Source organism: Streptomyces sp. NPDC046870, assembly GCF_040704595.1.
Lineage (GTDB): Bacteria > Actinomycetota > Actinomycetes > Streptomycetales > Streptomycetaceae > Streptomyces > Streptomyces argyrophylli.
The window spans coordinates 151,666-167,036 of record NZ_JBEYXM010000006.1; the positions used below are offsets into that span (position 1 = coordinate 151,666).

Sequence of the window (15,371 nt, forward strand, 5' to 3'; positions counted from 1 at the left end):
CAGCCGCCGGCGCACACCTCCATGCGCCTACCCTGGTCCGCATGCCCACGCTGATCCTCGTCAGGCACGGACGTTCCACAGCCAACACCTCGGGTGTGCTCGCCGGGCGGGCGCCCGGCGTCGCCCTGGACGAGCGCGGCGCCGCACAGGCCGCCGCGCTGCCCGCACGGCTCGCCGGCCTGCCGCTCACCGAGGTCGTCACCAGCCCGCTCCAGCGCTGTCAGGAGACCGTACAGCCCCTGCTGGGGGCCCGCCCCGGTCTGCCCGTCCACACCGAGGAGCGGATCGGGGAGTGCGACTACGGCGACTGGTCGGGCCGCAAGCTCGCGGAGCTGAAGGACGAGCCGCTGATGGAGGTCGTCCAGGCCCACCCGTCCGCCGCCGCCTTCCCCGGCGGGGAGTCCATGCGCGCCATGCAGACCCGGGCCGCCGAGGCCGTACGCGAGTGGAACGCGCGCGTGGAGCGCGAGCACGGCGCCGACGCCGTCTACCTGATGTGCTCCCACGGCGACATCATCAAGTCGCTCGTCGCCGACGCCCTCGGCCTTCACCTGGACCTCTTCCAGCGGATCTCCGTGGAGCCCTGTTCCGTCACCGCCATCCGCTACACCCGCCTGCGTCCCTTCCTGGTCCGCCTCGGCGACACCGGGGACTTCGCTTCGCTCGCCCCGCGCGAGGAACCCGGTGAGGGCGACGCACCGGTCGGGGGTGGTGCGGGCGCACCGTGATCGTCGGCCGCAGTAGGGTGAAGCGATCCACCCCGCCGCGTGTCCGCACGGCCCGCACCGCCGAACCGCTCGAAACCACGACATCAATGGAGACAGGACGTGTCCCGTCAGGTGTTCCTCTACGACCAGCCGGACCGCTTCGTGGCCGGCACGGTCGGACTGCCCGGGCGCCGTACCTTCTTCCTCCAGGCCACCGCAGGCCCCCGGGTGACCAGCGTGGTCCTGGAGAAGACCCAGGTCGCCGCGCTCGCCGAGCGCATGGACGAACTGCTCGACGAGGTCGTACGCCGTAGTGGCGGCAGCGCCGCGGTCCCCGCCGTGGCCCCCTCCGAGATCGCCGACACGGCGCCGCTGGAGACCCCCGTCGAGGAGGAGTTCCGCGTCGGCACCATGGCCCTGGCCTGGGACGGCGAGGACCAGCGCATGATCGTCGAGGCACAGGCCCTCGTGGAGCTCGAGGCCGACACCGAGGAGGACCTGGCCGAGGCCGAGGAGCGGTTGCTCCAAGACGAGGAGAACGGACCCCCGATGCTGCGGGTCCGGCTGACCGGCGCGCAGGCCCGGGCCTTCGCCAAGCGCGCCCTCGACATCGTCAACGCCGGGCGGCCACCGTGCCCGCTGTGCAGCCTCCCGCTCGATCCGGAAGGACACGTATGTCCGCGCCAGAACGGATACCGCCGCGGAGCGTGACGGCCGATCCGAACCCCGCCGAACTGCTCGCGCGGGGTGAGCTGACCGTGCGCGGCCGGATCCGCGAGGCGTCCAACGCGGCGCTGTTCTGCACGGTCGCCCTGGACGGCCGCGAAGCCTCCTGCGTGTACAAGCCGGTGGCCGGTGAGCGTCCCCTGTGGGACTTCCCCGACGGCACCCTCGCGGGCCGCGAGGTGGCCGCCTACGAGGTCTCCGAGGCCACCGGCTGGGGGCTCGTACCGCCGACCGTGCTGCGCGACGGGCCGTACGGCGAGGGCATGTGCCAGCTGTGGGTCGACGTCCAGCCCGAGGCGGAGCTGCTCGCCCTGGTCGACGGCGAGGAGCCGGAGCCGGGCTGGAAGGCGATCGGCTTCGCCGAGGTCGGCGAGGGGCGCACCGCCCTGCTGGTCCACGCCGACGACGAGCGGCTGCGCCGGCTCGCCGTCCTGGACGCGGTGATCAACAACGCCGACCGCAAGGGCGGCCATCTGCTGCCCACCGCCGGGGGCGACCTCTACGGCATCGACCACGGCGTCACCTTCAACGTCGAGAACAAACTCCGCACCCTGCTGTGGGGGTGGGCCGGGGAACCCCTCACCCCGGAGGCCGTCGACGTCCTCAAGGCACTGCGGGGCGGCCTGGAGGGCGAGCTGGGCCGCCGGCTGGCCGCACTGATCACGGCGGCCGAGATCGACGCCACGCGCGCGCGTGTCGACGCGCTGCTCACCTCGGGCGTGCATCCGGAGCCGAGCGGGGAGTGGCCCGCCATCCCCTGGCCGCCCGTGTGAGCACATCCGGCGCCGAGCCACAAGACCGCGGAACCGGCCATCCAGCCGGATCCCGTTCGTATCCGCAGCTCGGCGCCGGTTAGGCTCATGTACATGCATGCCTGGCCCGCTTCCGAGGTCCCCGCCCTGCCTGGTCAGGGCCGCGACCTGAGGATCCACGACACCGCGACCGGCGGCCTGGTCACCCTCGACCCCGGTCCCGTCGCCCGCATATACGTCTGCGGCATCACGCCGTACGACGCGACCCACATGGGTCACGCGGCGACCTACAACGCGTTCGACCTGGTTCAGCGCGTGTGGCTCGACACCAAGCGGCAGGTCCACTACGTCCAGAACGTCACCGACGTCGACGACCCGCTGCTGGAGCGGGCGGACCGGGACGGCGTCGACTGGGTCGCCCTCGCCGAGAAGGAGACCGCCCTCTTCCGCGAGGACATGACCGCCCTGCGGATGCTCCCGCCGCGGCACTACATAGGCGCCGTCGAGGCGATACCCGGCATCGTCCCGCTCGTGGAGCGGCTGCGTGACCTCGGCGCGGCCTACGAGCTGGAGGGTGACGTCTACTTCTCCGTCGAGTCCGACCCGAACTTCGGCAAGGTCTCGAACCTGGACGCCGCCGCCATGCGGCTGCTGTCCGCCGAGCGCGGCGGCGACCCGGACCGCCCGGGCAAGAAGAACCCGGTCGACCCGCTGCTGTGGATGGCGGCCCGGCCCGGCGAGCCCAGCTGGGACGGCGGTTCCCTCGGCCGGGGCCGGCCCGGCTGGCACATCGAGTGCGTGGCCATCGCCCTCGACCACCTCGGCATGGGCTTCGACGTCCAGGGCGGCGGCTCCGACCTCGCCTTCCCGCACCACGAGATGGGCGCCTCCCACGCCCAGGTGCTCACCGGCGAGTTCCCCATGGCCACGGCGTACGTGCACGCCGGCATGGTCGCCCTGGACGGCGAGAAGATGTCGAAGTCCAGGGGCAACCTGGTCTTCGTCTCGGCGCTGCGCCGTGCCGGTGTCGACCCCGCCGCGATCCGTCTCGCGCTGCTCTCCCACCACTACCGCGCCGACTGGGAGTGGACCGACCAGGTCCTCCAGGACGCCGTCGCCCGCCTCGGCCGCTGGCGCGCGGCCGTCTCCCGCCCCGACGGCCCCTCCGCCGACGCGCTGGTGGAAGAGGTCCGCGAGGCCCTGGCGAACGACCTGGACGCCCCCACCGCCCTTGCCGCCGTCGACCGCTGGGCGGACCGCCAGGAGAGGGAGGGCGGCACCGACACCGGCGCCCCCGGCCTGGTGACGCGCACGGTGGACGCACTGCTCGGGGTGGCCCTCTAAGCACCGTCGGGCACGGCGAAGGGGCGCTTCCCGCGCGGGAAGCGCCCCTTCGCCGTGCCTCAGTCGTCCGGGTTGTCCTCGTCCTCGTCCTTGGGCAGGCCCCCGGCCGCCGGGGGCCGCGGCTTGCCGCCCGGAGGGCCCACGTCCCGGCGGCGCAGGTACCGCTCGAACTCGCGGGCGATCGCCTCACCGGACGCCTCCGGCAGCTCCGCGGTGTCCCGGGCCTCCTCCAGCGTCTGCACGTACTCGGCGACCTCGCTGTCCTCGGCGGCGAGCTGGTCCACGCCCACCTGCCAGGCCCGCGCGTCCTCGGGCAGCTCACCCTGCGGGATGCGCAGGTCGAGCAGGTCCTCCAGCCGGTTGAGCAGCGCCAGCGTCGCCTTGGGGTTGGGCGGCTGGGAGACGTAGTGCGGTACGGCCGCCCACAGCGACACCGCCGGGACGCCCGCGTGCGCGCACGCCTCCTGGAGGACGCCGACGATGCCCGTCGGCCCCTCGTACTTGGTCTCCTCCAGGTCCATCCGGCGGGCCAGGTCCGGGTCGGACGTGACCCCGCTGACCGGCACCGGACGCGTGTGCGGGGTGTCCCCGAGCAGCGCGCCCAGGATGACCACCAGCTCCACGCCCAGCTCGTGCGCGAAGCCCAGCAGCTCGTTGCAGAACGAACGCCAGCGCATGGACGGTTCGATGCCCCGGACCAGCACCAGGTCGCGCGGCTTGTCACCGCCGACGCGGACCACCGACAACCTCGTCGTCGGCCACGTGATCTTGCGCACACCGCCGTCCATGAACACCGTGGGGCGGTTCACCTGGAAGTCGTAGTAGTCCTCGGCGTCCAGCGCCGCGAACACCTCGCCCTTCCACTCGCGTTCCAGATGCGCGACCGCCGTGGAGGCGGCGTCACCGGCATCGTTCCAGCCCTCGAACGCGGCCACCATGACTGGGTCGATCAGCTCGGGAACCCCCTCCAGCTCGATCACCCAGTGCCTCCTTCCGACGTGCCCTCGCTTGACTCACCAACCTTACGGCGTCCGGCGGGGGCGCCCGCAGCCCCCTTGCGTGGGGGAGTGACCGGATCACTGCCCCGTTCGCCACCGCGGAACACGCGCGAGCAGCCAACTCACGGAGCCGGCCGCTCGCAGGCTCACAGCGTGGACCGCAGCCACTGCTCCACGCTCGCGATGTGCACGGTCGCCCAGGAGCGCGCCGCCTCCGCGTCCCGGTCGCGCAGCGCGCCCAGGATCGCCCGGTGCTCGCGCAGGGTGCGGCCGACGGCGTCCTCCTGGGTGAGCCCCCGCCAGATCCGGGCCCGCGTGGTGGGGCCCGACAGCCCGTCCAGCAGCGAACACAGCACCGAGTTCCCCGCGCTCTGCACGATGCTCCGGTGGAACTCCAGGTCGGCCGCGACCAGCTGCTCCACCGACGGCTCCGCGCCCAGCGCGTCCAACTGGGCCTCCAGCGCGTCCAGACGCCCCGGGTCGATCCGGGGCGCCGCCAGCGCGGTCGCGGCCGGCTCCAGGATGCGGCGCACCGCCAGGAATTCCAGCACCGTGTCGTCGCGGTGGAAGTCCACGACGAAGCTCATCGCCTCCAGCAGGAGCTGAGGGTCGAGACTGGTGACGTAGGTGCCGTCGCCCTGCCGCACGTCGAGGATCCGGATCAGCGACAGCGCGCGTACCGCCTCCCGCAGGGAGTTGCGGGACAGGCCCAGCTCGGCGGCGAGTTCGCTCTCCTTCGGCAGCCGGTCGCCCGGGCGCAGCGCACCGGAGACGATCATGCCCTTGATCTTCTCGATCGCCTCGTCGGTGACTGCCACGGCCGGCCTCCTGTCGCCCCAGACATCGGATGTCAGCACATTATGCGGCGGTGCCGCCGGGCCGTGGGGCGCGTTGCGGAGTGCGGGGAAGCGGAAGGGGCGGCCCCGTCGGCAGGGGCCGCCCCTCAGGCGCGCCGGATCGTGCGCGCCCGCTCGCTACTTCTTGTCCAGCAGGTCCTGGACCTTGGCACGGACCTCGTCCGTGGCCAGGCCCCGGATGGTCAGCGTGGTGCGGCGGCGCAGCACGTCGTCCGGCGTCTCGGCCCACTCGTGGTCACGGGCCCAGACGACCTGCGCCCAGATCTCCGGGGCGTCGGGGTGGACGCGTTCGGCCAGCTCCGGGTTCTCGTTCGCCAGGCGGGCGATGTCGAAGGCCAGGGAGCCGTAGTGGGTGGCCAGGTGCCGGGCGGTGTCGGCGGCCATGCGGGGACCCGGGGCGGGCCCGTCGACCAGCAGCCGGTGGGCGACCGCGCGCGGGTTGGCGACACCGGGCAGCGGCAGCTTCTTCGGCAGCGAGGAGATCGGCTCGAAGTCGTCGCCGAGCGGGTGACCCGGCAGCGCCTCCAGCTTCTTCATGATCGTCCGGCCGATGTGGCGGAACGTCGTCCACTTGCCGCCCGCGACGGACAGCATGCCGCCCTTGCCCTCGGTCACCACGGTCTCGCGCTTGGCCTTGGCGGTGTCGCCGGGGCCGCCCGGCAGCACCCGCAGACCGGCGAACGCGTAGGTGATGAGGTCGCGCTGGAGCTGCTGGTCCCGGACGGAGAACGCGGCCTCGTCCAGGATCTGGGCTATGTCCTTCTCGTTGACCGCGACGTCCGCGGGGTCGCCCTCGTACTCCTCGTCGGTGGTGCCGAGCAGCAGCATGTCCTCCCAGGGGAGGGCGAAGGTGATGCGGTACTTGTCGATGGGGGTCGCGAGCGCGGCCTTCCACGGAGACGTCCGCTTCAGGACCAGGTGCGCGCCCTTGGACAGACGGATGGACGGCGCCGCGCCGGGGTCCTCCATCCGGCGCAGGTGGTCGACCCAGGGGCCGGTCGCGTTCAGCACCAGGCGGGCGTTGACGCCGAACTCCTCACCGGACAGCCGGTCCCTGAGGTCGGCGCCGGTGACCCGGCCCCTGGTGAAGCGCAGCCCGCTGACCTCGGCGTGGTTGAGGACGACCGCCCCCGCCTCGACGGCCGCGCGGACCGTCATCAGCGCCATGCGGGCGTCGTTCATCTGGTCGTCGCCGTAGACGGCCACGGCCTTGAGGTTCTCGGTGCGCAGCTCGGGCACGTCCTGCGCCGCCTTGGCGGGGGAGAGCAGGTGGCCGACGCCGTCGCCGAACGCGGAGAGCGCGGAGTAGGCGAAGACGCCCGCGCCGAGCTTCGCCGCGCCGTGCGGCCCGCCCTTGTACACGGGGAGGTAGAAGGTGAGCGGGTTCGCCAGGTGGGGGGCCACCTGGCGGGAGACCGCACGGCGCTCGAAGTGGTTCTCCGCCACCAGCTTCACCGCGCCGGTCTGCAGGTAGCGCAGACCGCCGTGGAGCAGCTTGGAGGAGGCGGAGGAGGTGGCGCCGGCGAAGTCGCCGGCGTCGACCAGCGCCACCCTGAGCCCGGACTGCGCGGCGTGCCAGGCGGTGGAGATGCCCAGGATGCCGCCGCCGATCACAAGAAGGTCGTACGACGCCTTGGAGAGCTGCTCCCTGGTCTCGGCCCGGCTCGGGTTGGAGCCGGAGGCCGGGTGCGTCCCCAGGGCGGGCACGGTCTGCAGGGTGGACTGACTGGTCATGTCGGGTACTTACTCCTCGTCAGAGATGGCTGAGCCGGGAAGGGCCGCTCAGCTCTCGTCTTCGAGCCAGCCCATGGTCCGGTCGACGGCCTTGAGCCAGTTCTTGTACTCACGGTCGCGGGTCTCCGCGTCCATGCGGGGGGTCCACTCGGCGGCCCGGCGCCAGTTGGCGCGCAGGTCGTCGGTGCTGTTCCAGAAGCCGACGGCGAGACCGGCGGCGTAGGCGGCGCCGAGGCAGGTGGTCTCGGCGACCATCGGGCGCACCACCGGTGCGTCGAGGACGTCGGCGAGGGTCTGCATCAGCAGGTTGTTGGCGGTCATGCCGCCGTCGACCTTCAGGGTCACCAGCTCGTCGCCGGAGTCCTTGACCATGGCGTCGGCGATCTCACGGGTCTGCCAGGCGGTGGCCTCCAGGACGGCGCGCGCCAGGTGCGCCTTGGTGACGTACCGGGTCAGGCCGGCGATCACACCGCGGGCGTCGGAGCGCCAGTGCGGGGCGAACAGGCCGGAGAAGGCCGGCACGAAGTAGGCGCCGCCGTTGTCCTCGACCGAGAGCGCGAGCGTCTCGATCTCGGCCGCGGTGGAGATCAGGCCCATCTGGTCGCGCATCCACTGCACCAGCGAGCCGGTGACGGCGATCGAGCCCTCCAGGGCGTAGACCGTCGGCTCGTCGCCGATCTTGTAGCCGACGGTGGTCAGCAGACCGGCGTAGGAGTTGATGATCTTGCTGCCGGTGTTCATCACCATGAAGGTGCCGGTGCCGTAGGTCGACTTGGTCTCGCCCTCGGAGAAGCAGGTCTGGCCGAACAGGGCCGCCTGCTGGTCACCGAGCGCGGAGGCGACCGGGATGCCGCCGAGCAGTTCGCCGAGCTTGCCGCCCGTGATCTCGCCGTACACCTCGGCGGAGGAGCGGATCTCGGGCAGGATCTGCATCGGCACGCCGATGGACTCGCAGATTCTCTCGTCCCACTGCATCGTGTGCAGGTTCATCAGGAGGGTCCGGGAGGCGTTGGTGACGTCGGTGACGTGCTTGCCGCCGTTGACACCGCCGGTCAGGTTCCAGATGACCCAGCTGTCCATGGTGCCGAAGAGGATGTCGCCGGCCTCGGCACGCTCCTGCAGGCCGTCGACGTGGTCGAGCAGCCAGCGGGCCTTGGGCCCGGCGAAGTAGGAGGCCAGCGGCAGGCCCGTCTCGCGGCGGAAGCGGTCCTGGCCGACGTTGCGGCCCAGCTCCCTGCAGAGCGCGTCGGTGCGGGTGTCCTGCCAGACGATGGCGTTGTGGACGGGCTCACCGGTGTTCTTGTCCCACAGCACGGTGGTCTCGCGCTGGTTGGTGATGCCGATGGCCTTGATGTCGTCCCGGGTGATGCCGGCCTTGGCGACGGCGCCGGCGACGACCTCCTGGACGTTGGTCCAGATCTCGTTGGCGTTGTGCTCGACCCAGCCCGGCTTCGGGAAGATCTGCTCGTGCTCCTTCTGGTCGACGGAGACGATGCGGCCGTCCCGGTCGAAGACGATGCAGCGCGAGGAGGTGGTGCCCTGGTCGATCGCCGCGATGAAGGGGCCTGCGGTGTGGGCGTCGGTCACTGTGTGCTCCTGGAAGGTCCGTGGTGAGGGGGCTGTACGTACGGCGCGTGCTGGAAGTCTCGGTGCCTGGTGGGGCTTCTCAAGAGGCTTCTCAGGCGAAGGCGACGTTGTAGATGCCTGCAGCGATGGCGCCGCCGATCAGCGGACCGACCACCGGGATCCAGGCGTAGCTCCAGTCGGAACCGCCCTTGTTGGGCAGCGGCAGCAGCGCGTGCACGATGCGCGGGCCCAGGTCACGGGCCGGGTTGATCGCGTAGCCCGTCGGGCCGCCGAGCGACAGACCGATCGAGACCACCACGAGCGCGGTGATCAGACCGCCGAGGATGCCGAGGCCGTTGCCCTTGTCGTTCAGGCCCTGGGTGAGGACCGCGAGGATCAGCACCACGGTGCCGATGATCTCCGTGGCGAGGTTCTGCACCACGTTCCGGATCTCCGGACCGGTGGAGAAGATGCCGAGGACGGGGCCGGCGCCCTGCTCCTCGGCCTCGACCGCCTTGGCCGCCGTGGCCTGCGCGCCCGGACCGCCGACGATCTCCTTGTCGGTCAGGTGGGCGTAGAACTGGCCGTAGTAGGTGACCCACACCAGAGCCGCGCCGATCATCGCGCCGAGCAGCTGGCCGGCGAAGTAGGTCGGAACGTTGCTCCAGTCGCCGTCCTTGATGGCGAGGGCGACGGTGACGGCCGGGTTGAGGTGGGCGCCGGACAGGGGTCCGGAGATGTACACGGCCGTCATGACGGCGAAGCCCCACCCGAAGGCGATGGCGAGCCAACCGGCGTTACGGGCCTTGGAGGCCTTCAGCGTCACGGCGGCGCAGACACCGCCGCCGAGCAGGATGAGTATGGCGGTACCGATGGTCTCGCCGATGAAGATGTCGGAGCTGGACACCCGCGACTCCTTTGTCCTTCGTCCAGGGGAAAGCCGAACCCCGGTCCCAGCGGGGGTTCTGGCGCCCTCGGGGGTGAGAGCGATGCCGGCCCTTGGCGTTGTCACACTCTAGCGCGTATTGCCGGAAGGTGTTCGACAATGCCGACCGATGGACGGGAGTCTTGCTTCGGCGTTACACGTGAGTCAAGGGTTCTGTTATCGAAAACAGGATCGTTATTGATCGCTTCGCGTTATCAACGTTCGTGCACGGACATACGATCTAGCCCTTTTTGCCGATTTCAGGGTAGATCGACGACCGGAACGCCGCCTGGCGTTCCGGTCGTCCCGGTCCTTCCGTTCGTTGCCCGCCCGCGGTCAGAACCGCCCGGCGCCCAGATCGCGGGAGACCGCGCGGGCGCAGTCGCGCACCGCGGCGATCAGCTCCGGGCGCAGCTCGCCCTCCCGGCACAGCCGCTCCACGGCGCCGGTGATGCCGACCGCGCCCACGGGCATCCGGCGCCGGTCGTGGATGGGCGCGGCGATCGACGCGACGCCCTCCCAGGTCTCCTCCACGTCGGCCGCGTACCCACGCGCGCGCGTGACGTCCAGGAGGTGCTCGAAGTCGCCGGGGTCGCACACCGTGCGGTCCGTGAACGCCTTCCGCTCGGTGTCCAGCGCCTCGCTGTGCGCGACCGGGTCGTACGCGGAGAGGACCTTGCCGAGGGCTGTCGAGTGCAGCGGCTGCATGGCCCCGATCTCCAGCACCTGCCGGCTGTCGTCGGGCCGGAAGACGTGGTGCACGATCAGGACGCCCTGCTGGTGCAGCACGCCCAGGTACACGCTCTCCCCGCTGGACCTGGCCAGGTCGTCGGTCCACACCAGCGCACGCGCGCGCAGTTCGTGCACGTCGAGGTAGGTGGTGCCCAGGCGCAGCAGCTCCGCGCCCAGCTGGTAGCGCCCGGAGGCGTCGTCCTGCTCCACGAACCCCTCCTGCTGGAGGGTGCGCAGGATGCCATGGGCGGTGCCCTTGGCGAGGCCCAGTGACGAGGCGATGTCCGACAGGCCGAGCCGCCGCTCGCCGCCCGCGAGCAGCCGCAGCATCGCCGCCGCCCGTTCGAGCGACTGGATGTTCCGTGCCATCGCCGTCCTGCCTCCGTCCCCTTCGACCTCGCCGCGGTGCCCATGTGAAAATCACCGTTCGGCAATGTCGAACACTACCGGTCGATGCCGACCTCCCGCTAACGGTCGGACGGCACCTGTTACATCTGACGTGATCCGTGCGTGACGCGCGGGCCACGTGCGTCCGCCTCGTGGACGCCGCTGCCCATCCAAGCCGACTCCCGGTTACTCTGGCGCCGTGCGGCATCCCGGCCGGTCCCGGGCAGCCGCATAGCCGACAGCCGTCGCACCCCAGGGAGCCCTTACATGGCCTCGTCGCCAACGTCCCCTTCCGCCGACAGCCGGACCCGTGTGTCCGCGCTCCGCGAGGCGCTCGCCACCCGAGTGGTGGTCGCCGACGGAGCCATGGGCACGATGCTCCAGGCCCAGGAGCCCACCCTCGAGGACTTCCAGAACCTCGAAGGCTGCAACGAGATCCTCAACCTCACCCGCCCCGACATCGTCCGCTCCGTCCACGAGGCGTACTTCGCCGTGGGCGTCGACTGCGTCGAGACCAACACCTTCGGGGCCAACCACGCGGCCATGGCGGAGTACGACATCGCCGACCGGGTCCACGAACTGTCCGAGGCGGGCGCGCGCATCGCCCGGGAGACCGCGGAGGAGTTCTCCGCCCGCGACGGCCGGCCCCGCTGGGTCCTCGGCTCCATCGGCCCCGGCACCAAGCTGCCCACCCTCGGCCACATCGGGTTCACCACCATCCGGGACGGCTTCCAGGCGAACGCCGAGGGCCTGCTCGCCGGCGGCGCGGACGCCCTGATCGTCGAGACCACCCAGGACCTGCTCCAGACCAAGGCGTCCGTCCTGGGCGCCCGGCGCGCCATGGAGCGCCTCGGCACCGAGGTCCCCCTGCTCTGCTCGATGGCCTTCGAGACCACCGGCACCATGCTGCTCGGCTCCGAGATCGGCGCCGCGCTCACCGCGCTGGAGCCGCTCGGCATCGACATGATCGGCCTGAACTGCTCGACCGGCCCGGCCGAGATGAGCGAGCACCTGCGCTACCTCACCCGGCACTCCCGCATCCCGCTGCTGTGCATGCCCAACGCCGGCCTGCCCATCCTCACCAAGGACGGTGCCCACTTCCCGCTCGACGCCGAGGGCCTGGCGGACGCCCAGGAGAACTTCGTACGCGACTACGGCCTCTCCCTCGTCGGCGGCTGCTGCGGCACCACCCCCGAGCACCTGCGCCAGGTCGTGGAGCGGGTGCGGGGCCTCACCCCGCCCGAGCGCGAGCCGCGCCCCGAACCGGGCGCCGCCTCCCTCTACCAGTCGGTGCCGTTCCGGCAGGACACCTCCTACCTCGCCATCGGCGAACGCACCAACGCCAACGGCTCCAAGAAGTTCCGCGAGGCCATGCTGGAGGGCCGCTGGGACGACTGCGTGGAGATGGCCCGGGAGCAGATCCGCGAGGGCGCGCACATGCTCGACCTGTGCGTGGACTACGTCGGCCGGGACGGCGTCGCCGACATGGAGGAACTGGCCGGCCGCTTCGCCACCGCCTCGACCCTGCCGATCGTCCTGGACTCCACCGAGGTCGACGTCATCGAGGCAGGCCTCAAGAAGCTCGGCGGCCGCGCGGTGATCAACTCCGTGAACTACGAGGACGGCGACGGCCCCGACTCCCGGTTCGCCAAGGTCACGCGGCTGGCGCGGGAGCACGGCGCCGCGCTGATCGCGCTCACCATCGACGAGGAGGGCCAGGCCCGCACCCCCGAGAAGAAGGTGGAGATCGCCGAACGGCTGATCGACGACCTGACCGGGAACTGGGGCATCCGCGAGGAGGACATCCTCATCGACACCCTGACCTTCACCATCTGCACCGGCCAGGAGGAGTCCCGCAAGGACGGCATCGCCACCATCGAGGCCATCCGCGAGCTGAAGCGGCGCCACCCGGCGGTGCAGACCACACTGGGCCTGTCGAACATCTCCTTCGGCCTCAACCCGGCCGCCCGCATCCTGCTGAACTCCGTCTTCCTCGACGAGTGCGTCAAGGCCGGGCTGGACTCGGCGATCGTGCACGCCTCCAAGATCCTGCCGATCGCCCGGTTCAACGAGGAAGAGGTCCGGACCGCCCTCGACCTGATCTACGACCGCCGCGCCGAGGGCTACGACCCCCTCCAGAAGCTCATGCGGCTCTTCGAGGGTGCCACGGCGAAGTCCCTGAAGGCCGGCAAGGCCGAGGAACTGGCCGCGCTGCCCCTGGAGGAGCGGCTCAAGCGCCGCATCATCGACGGCGAGCGCAACGGCCTGGAAGCCGACCTCGACCAGGCGCTCCAGGACCGCCCGGCCCTCGACATCGTCAACGAGACCCTGCTGGACGGCATGAAGGTCGTCGGCGAGCTGTTCGGCTCCGGCCAGATGCAGCTGCCCTTCGTCCTGCAGTCCGCCGAGGTCATGAAGGCCGCCGTCGCCTACCTCGAACCGCACATGGAGAAGTCGGACGCCGAGGGCAAGGGCACGATCGTGCTCGCGACCGTGCGCGGCGACGTGCACGACATCGGCAAGAACCTCGTCGACATCATCCTGTCCAACAACGGCTACAACGTCGTCAACCTGGGCATCAAGCAGCCGGTCTCCGCGATCCTGGAGGCGGCCGAGGAGCACCGGGCCGACGTCATCGGCATGTCCGGCCTCCTGGTCAAGTCCACGGTGATCATGAAGGAGAACCTGGAGGAGCTGAACCAGCGCGGCCTCGCCGCCCGCTTCCCGGTCATCCTCGGCGGCGCGGCCCTCACCCGGGCCTACGTCGAACAGGACCTGCACGAGATCTACGAGGGCGAGGTCCGCTACGCCCGCGACGCCTTCGAGGGCCTGCGCCTGATGGACGCCCTCATCGGCGTCAAGCGGGGCGTGCCCGGTGCCAAGCTGCCCGAGCTCAGGCAGCGCCGGGTGCGGGCCGCCGCCGTGGAGATCGAGGAGCGCCCGCAGGAGGGCCACGTACGCTCCGACGTCGCCACCGACAACCCGGTCCCCGAGCCGCCCTTCTGGGGCACCCGCGTCGTCAAGGGCATCCAGCTCAAGGAGTACGCGAGCTGGCTGGACGAAGGCGCCCTCTTCAAGGGCCAGTGGGGTCTGAAGCAGGCCCGCACCGGCGAGGGCCCGACCTACGAGGAACTGGTCGAGACCGAGGGCCGGCCCCGGCTGCGCGGCCTGCTCGACCGCCTCCAGACCGAGAACCTCCTGGAGGCGGCCGTCGTCCACGGCTACTTCCCGTGCGTGTCCAAGGACGACGACCTGATCATCCTGGACGAGCAGGGCAACGAGCGCACCCGCTTCACCTTCCCGCGCCAGCGGCGCGGCCGGCGCCTGTGCCTGGCCGACTTCTTCCGCCCGGAGGAGTCCGGCGAGACGGACGTCGTCGGCTTCCAGGTCGTCACCGTCGGCTCGCGCATCGGCGCCGAGACGGCGAAGCTCTTCGAGGCCAACGCCTACCGCGACTACCTCGAACTGCACGGGCTGTCCGTCCAGTTGGCCGAGGCCCTCGCCGAGTACTGGCACGCCCGCGTGCGCGCCGAACTCGGCTTCGGCGGCGAGGACCCGGCCGCCATCGAGGACATGTTCGACCTGAAGTACCGGGGCGCCCGCTTCTCCCTCGGCTACGGCGCCTGCCCCGACCTGGAGGACCGCGCCAAGATCGCGGAACTGCTCGAGCCGGAGCGGATCGGCGTCCACCTGTCCGAGGAGTTCCAGCTCCACCCCGAGCAGTCCACGGACGCGATCGTGATCCACCACCCGGAGGCGAAGTACTTCAACGCACGGTGAGGCGTGTCTCACCCAGCAGACCGATCGGACACGTCGTAGACTGGTCGGTCCACTGCAGGCCGGTTCCCCGCCCGGGAACCGGCCTGGTCGTCCCTCAAGGAGGTGCGCCCGGATGACCAGTACGGTCCCCGCGCTCGGAACCCGTACAGCCGAAGGCTCCGCCCTGCAGGCGGTGCTCCTCGACATGGACGGCACCCTGGTGGACACAGAGGGCTTCTGGTGGGACGTCGAGGTGGAGGTCTTCGCCGCCCTCGGCCACACCCTGGACGACTCCTGGCGGCACGTCGTGGTCGGCGGCCCCATGACCCGCAGCGCCGGTTTCCTCATCGAGGCGACCGGCGCCGACATCACCCTCGCGGAGCTCAGCGTGCTGCTCAACGAGGGCTTCGAGGACCGGATCGGCCGCACGCTGCCGCTGATGCCGGGCGCCTCCCGGCTGCTCGCCGAACTGCACCTGCACGGCATCCCCACGGCCCTGGTCTCCGCCTCCCACCGGCGCATCATCGACCGGGTGCTCACCGTGCTCGGACCGCACCACTTCACCCTCTCCATCGCCGGCGACGAGGTCTCCCGCACCAAGCCCTTCCCGGACCCGTACCTGCTCGCCGCCGCCGGACTCGGTGCGGATCCGGCCAGATGCGCGGTGGTCGAGGACACGGCCACCGGCGTCGCCGCCGCCGAGGCCGCGGGCTGCCGGGTGGTCGCCGTCCCCTCCGTGGCCCCCATCGGCCCGGCCGAGGGACGCACCGTCGTCTCCTCCCTGGAACAGGTCGACCTGGCATTTCTGCGGGGCCTGATGACGGAAATGCGCTAGCCGTTCACCCAGCGTGTTAAGTCCATTGGCGACTCCGGACACATTTCCG

The 15,371-nt window shown here is 71.2% G+C and carries 12 protein-coding genes; 6 read left to right on the forward strand and 6 right to left on the reverse strand.

Annotated features, from left to right (window positions below):
• The first annotated feature begins 41 nt into the window (after positions 1–41).
• From AB0946_RS16110 to mshC, 4 genes are all read left to right on the forward strand, one after another.
• Complete coding sequence (locus AB0946_RS16110) at positions 42–728, forward strand: histidine phosphatase family protein (protein ID WP_366761226.1); 687 nt, start codon at positions 42–44, stop codon at positions 726–728.
• Positions 729–827: 99 nt separating this feature from the next.
• Positions 828–1,418 carry a DUF3090 domain-containing protein gene (locus AB0946_RS16115; RefSeq protein ID WP_366761227.1) on the forward strand — a complete coding sequence of 197 codons (591 nt, stop codon included), beginning with the start codon at positions 828–830 and terminating at the stop codon, positions 1,416–1,418.
• Positions 1,382–2,206, forward strand: coding sequence for an SCO1664 family protein (locus tag AB0946_RS16120; protein WP_366761228.1), 825 nt, complete (start codon positions 1,382–1,384; stop codon positions 2,204–2,206). The genes AB0946_RS16115 and AB0946_RS16120 overlap by 37 nt, the downstream gene beginning before the upstream one ends.
• A 93-nt stretch (positions 2,207–2,299) precedes the next feature.
• Positions 2,300–3,529, forward strand: coding sequence for a cysteine--1-D-myo-inosityl 2-amino-2-deoxy-alpha-D-glucopyranoside ligase (mshC, locus tag AB0946_RS16125; protein ID WP_366761229.1), 1,230 nt, complete (start codon positions 2,300–2,302; stop codon positions 3,527–3,529).
• Positions 3,530–3,588: 59 nt separating this feature from the next.
• On the opposite strand, the gene AB0946_RS16130 is transcribed toward mshC, so the two are convergent.
• The 6 genes from AB0946_RS16130 to AB0946_RS16155 all read right to left on the reverse strand — a co-directional run bounded on the left by AB0946_RS16130 (position 3,589) and on the right by AB0946_RS16155 (position 10,710).
• Positions 3,589–4,509 (reverse strand): PAC2 family protein, encoded by a 921-nt coding sequence (locus AB0946_RS16130; protein ID WP_366761230.1) that lies wholly within the window; start codon positions 4,507–4,509, stop codon positions 3,589–3,591.
• Positions 4,510–4,673: 164 nt separating this feature from the next.
• Positions 4,674–5,345 carry a FadR/GntR family transcriptional regulator gene (locus tag AB0946_RS16135; RefSeq protein WP_366761231.1) on the reverse strand — a complete coding sequence of 224 codons (672 nt, stop codon included), beginning with the start codon at positions 5,343–5,345 and terminating at the stop codon, positions 4,674–4,676.
• A 156-nt stretch (positions 5,346–5,501) separates the two neighbouring features.
• Positions 5,502–7,118 (reverse strand): glycerol-3-phosphate dehydrogenase/oxidase, encoded by a 1,617-nt coding sequence (locus tag AB0946_RS16140; RefSeq protein ID WP_366761232.1) that lies wholly within the window; start codon positions 7,116–7,118, stop codon positions 5,502–5,504.
• A gap of 48 nt (positions 7,119–7,166) precedes the next feature.
• Positions 7,167–8,705, reverse strand: coding sequence for a glycerol kinase GlpK (gene glpK / locus AB0946_RS16145; RefSeq protein WP_366761233.1), 1,539 nt, complete (start codon positions 8,703–8,705; stop codon positions 7,167–7,169).
• Between the two features lie 91 nt (positions 8,706–8,796).
• Positions 8,797–9,591, reverse strand: a complete 795-nt coding sequence (locus AB0946_RS16150) for an MIP/aquaporin family protein (protein WP_366761234.1) — start codon at positions 9,589–9,591, stop codon at positions 8,797–8,799.
• Positions 9,592–9,945: 354 nt separating this feature from the next.
• Positions 9,946–10,710, reverse strand: coding sequence for an IclR family transcriptional regulator (locus AB0946_RS16155; RefSeq protein WP_103812382.1), 765 nt, complete (start codon positions 10,708–10,710; stop codon positions 9,946–9,948).
• 285 nt (positions 10,711–10,995) lie between these two features.
• On the opposite strand from AB0946_RS16155, the gene metH reads away from it, so the two are divergent.
• Both metH and AB0946_RS16165 read left to right on the forward strand, forming a co-directional pair.
• Entirely contained in the window at positions 10,996–14,508 is a 3,513-nt protein-coding gene (gene metH, locus AB0946_RS16160; RefSeq protein ID WP_366761235.1) for a methionine synthase, read from the forward strand.
• A 112-nt stretch (positions 14,509–14,620) separates the two neighbouring features.
• On the forward strand, positions 14,621–15,322 hold the full coding sequence (locus tag AB0946_RS16165) for an HAD family phosphatase (protein WP_366761236.1): 702 nt from the start codon (positions 14,621–14,623) through the stop codon (positions 15,320–15,322).
• Positions 15,323–15,371: the final 49 nt, after the last annotated feature.

Coding starts and splice junctions, on each gene's coding strand:
- AB0946_RS16110 (WP_366761226.1), top strand. CDS start 42: ATGCCCACGCTGATCCTCGTCAGGCACGGACGTTCCACAGCCAACACC.
- AB0946_RS16120 (WP_366761228.1), top strand. CDS start 1,382: ATGTCCGCGCCAGAACGGATACCGCCGCGGAGCGTGACGGCCGATCCG.
- mshC (WP_366761229.1), top strand. CDS start 2,300: ATGCATGCCTGGCCCGCTTCCGAGGTCCCCGCCCTGCCTGGTCAGGGC.
- AB0946_RS16140 (WP_366761232.1), bottom strand. CDS start 7,118: ATGACCAGTCAGTCCACCCTGCAGACCGTGCCCGCCCTGGGGACGCAC.
- AB0946_RS16155 (WP_103812382.1), bottom strand. CDS start 10,710: ATGGCACGGAACATCCAGTCGCTCGAACGGGCGGCGGCGATGCTGCGG.
- metH (WP_366761235.1), top strand. CDS start 10,996: ATGGCCTCGTCGCCAACGTCCCCTTCCGCCGACAGCCGGACCCGTGTG.
- AB0946_RS16165 (WP_366761236.1), top strand. CDS start 14,621: ATGACCAGTACGGTCCCCGCGCTCGGAACCCGTACAGCCGAAGGCTCC.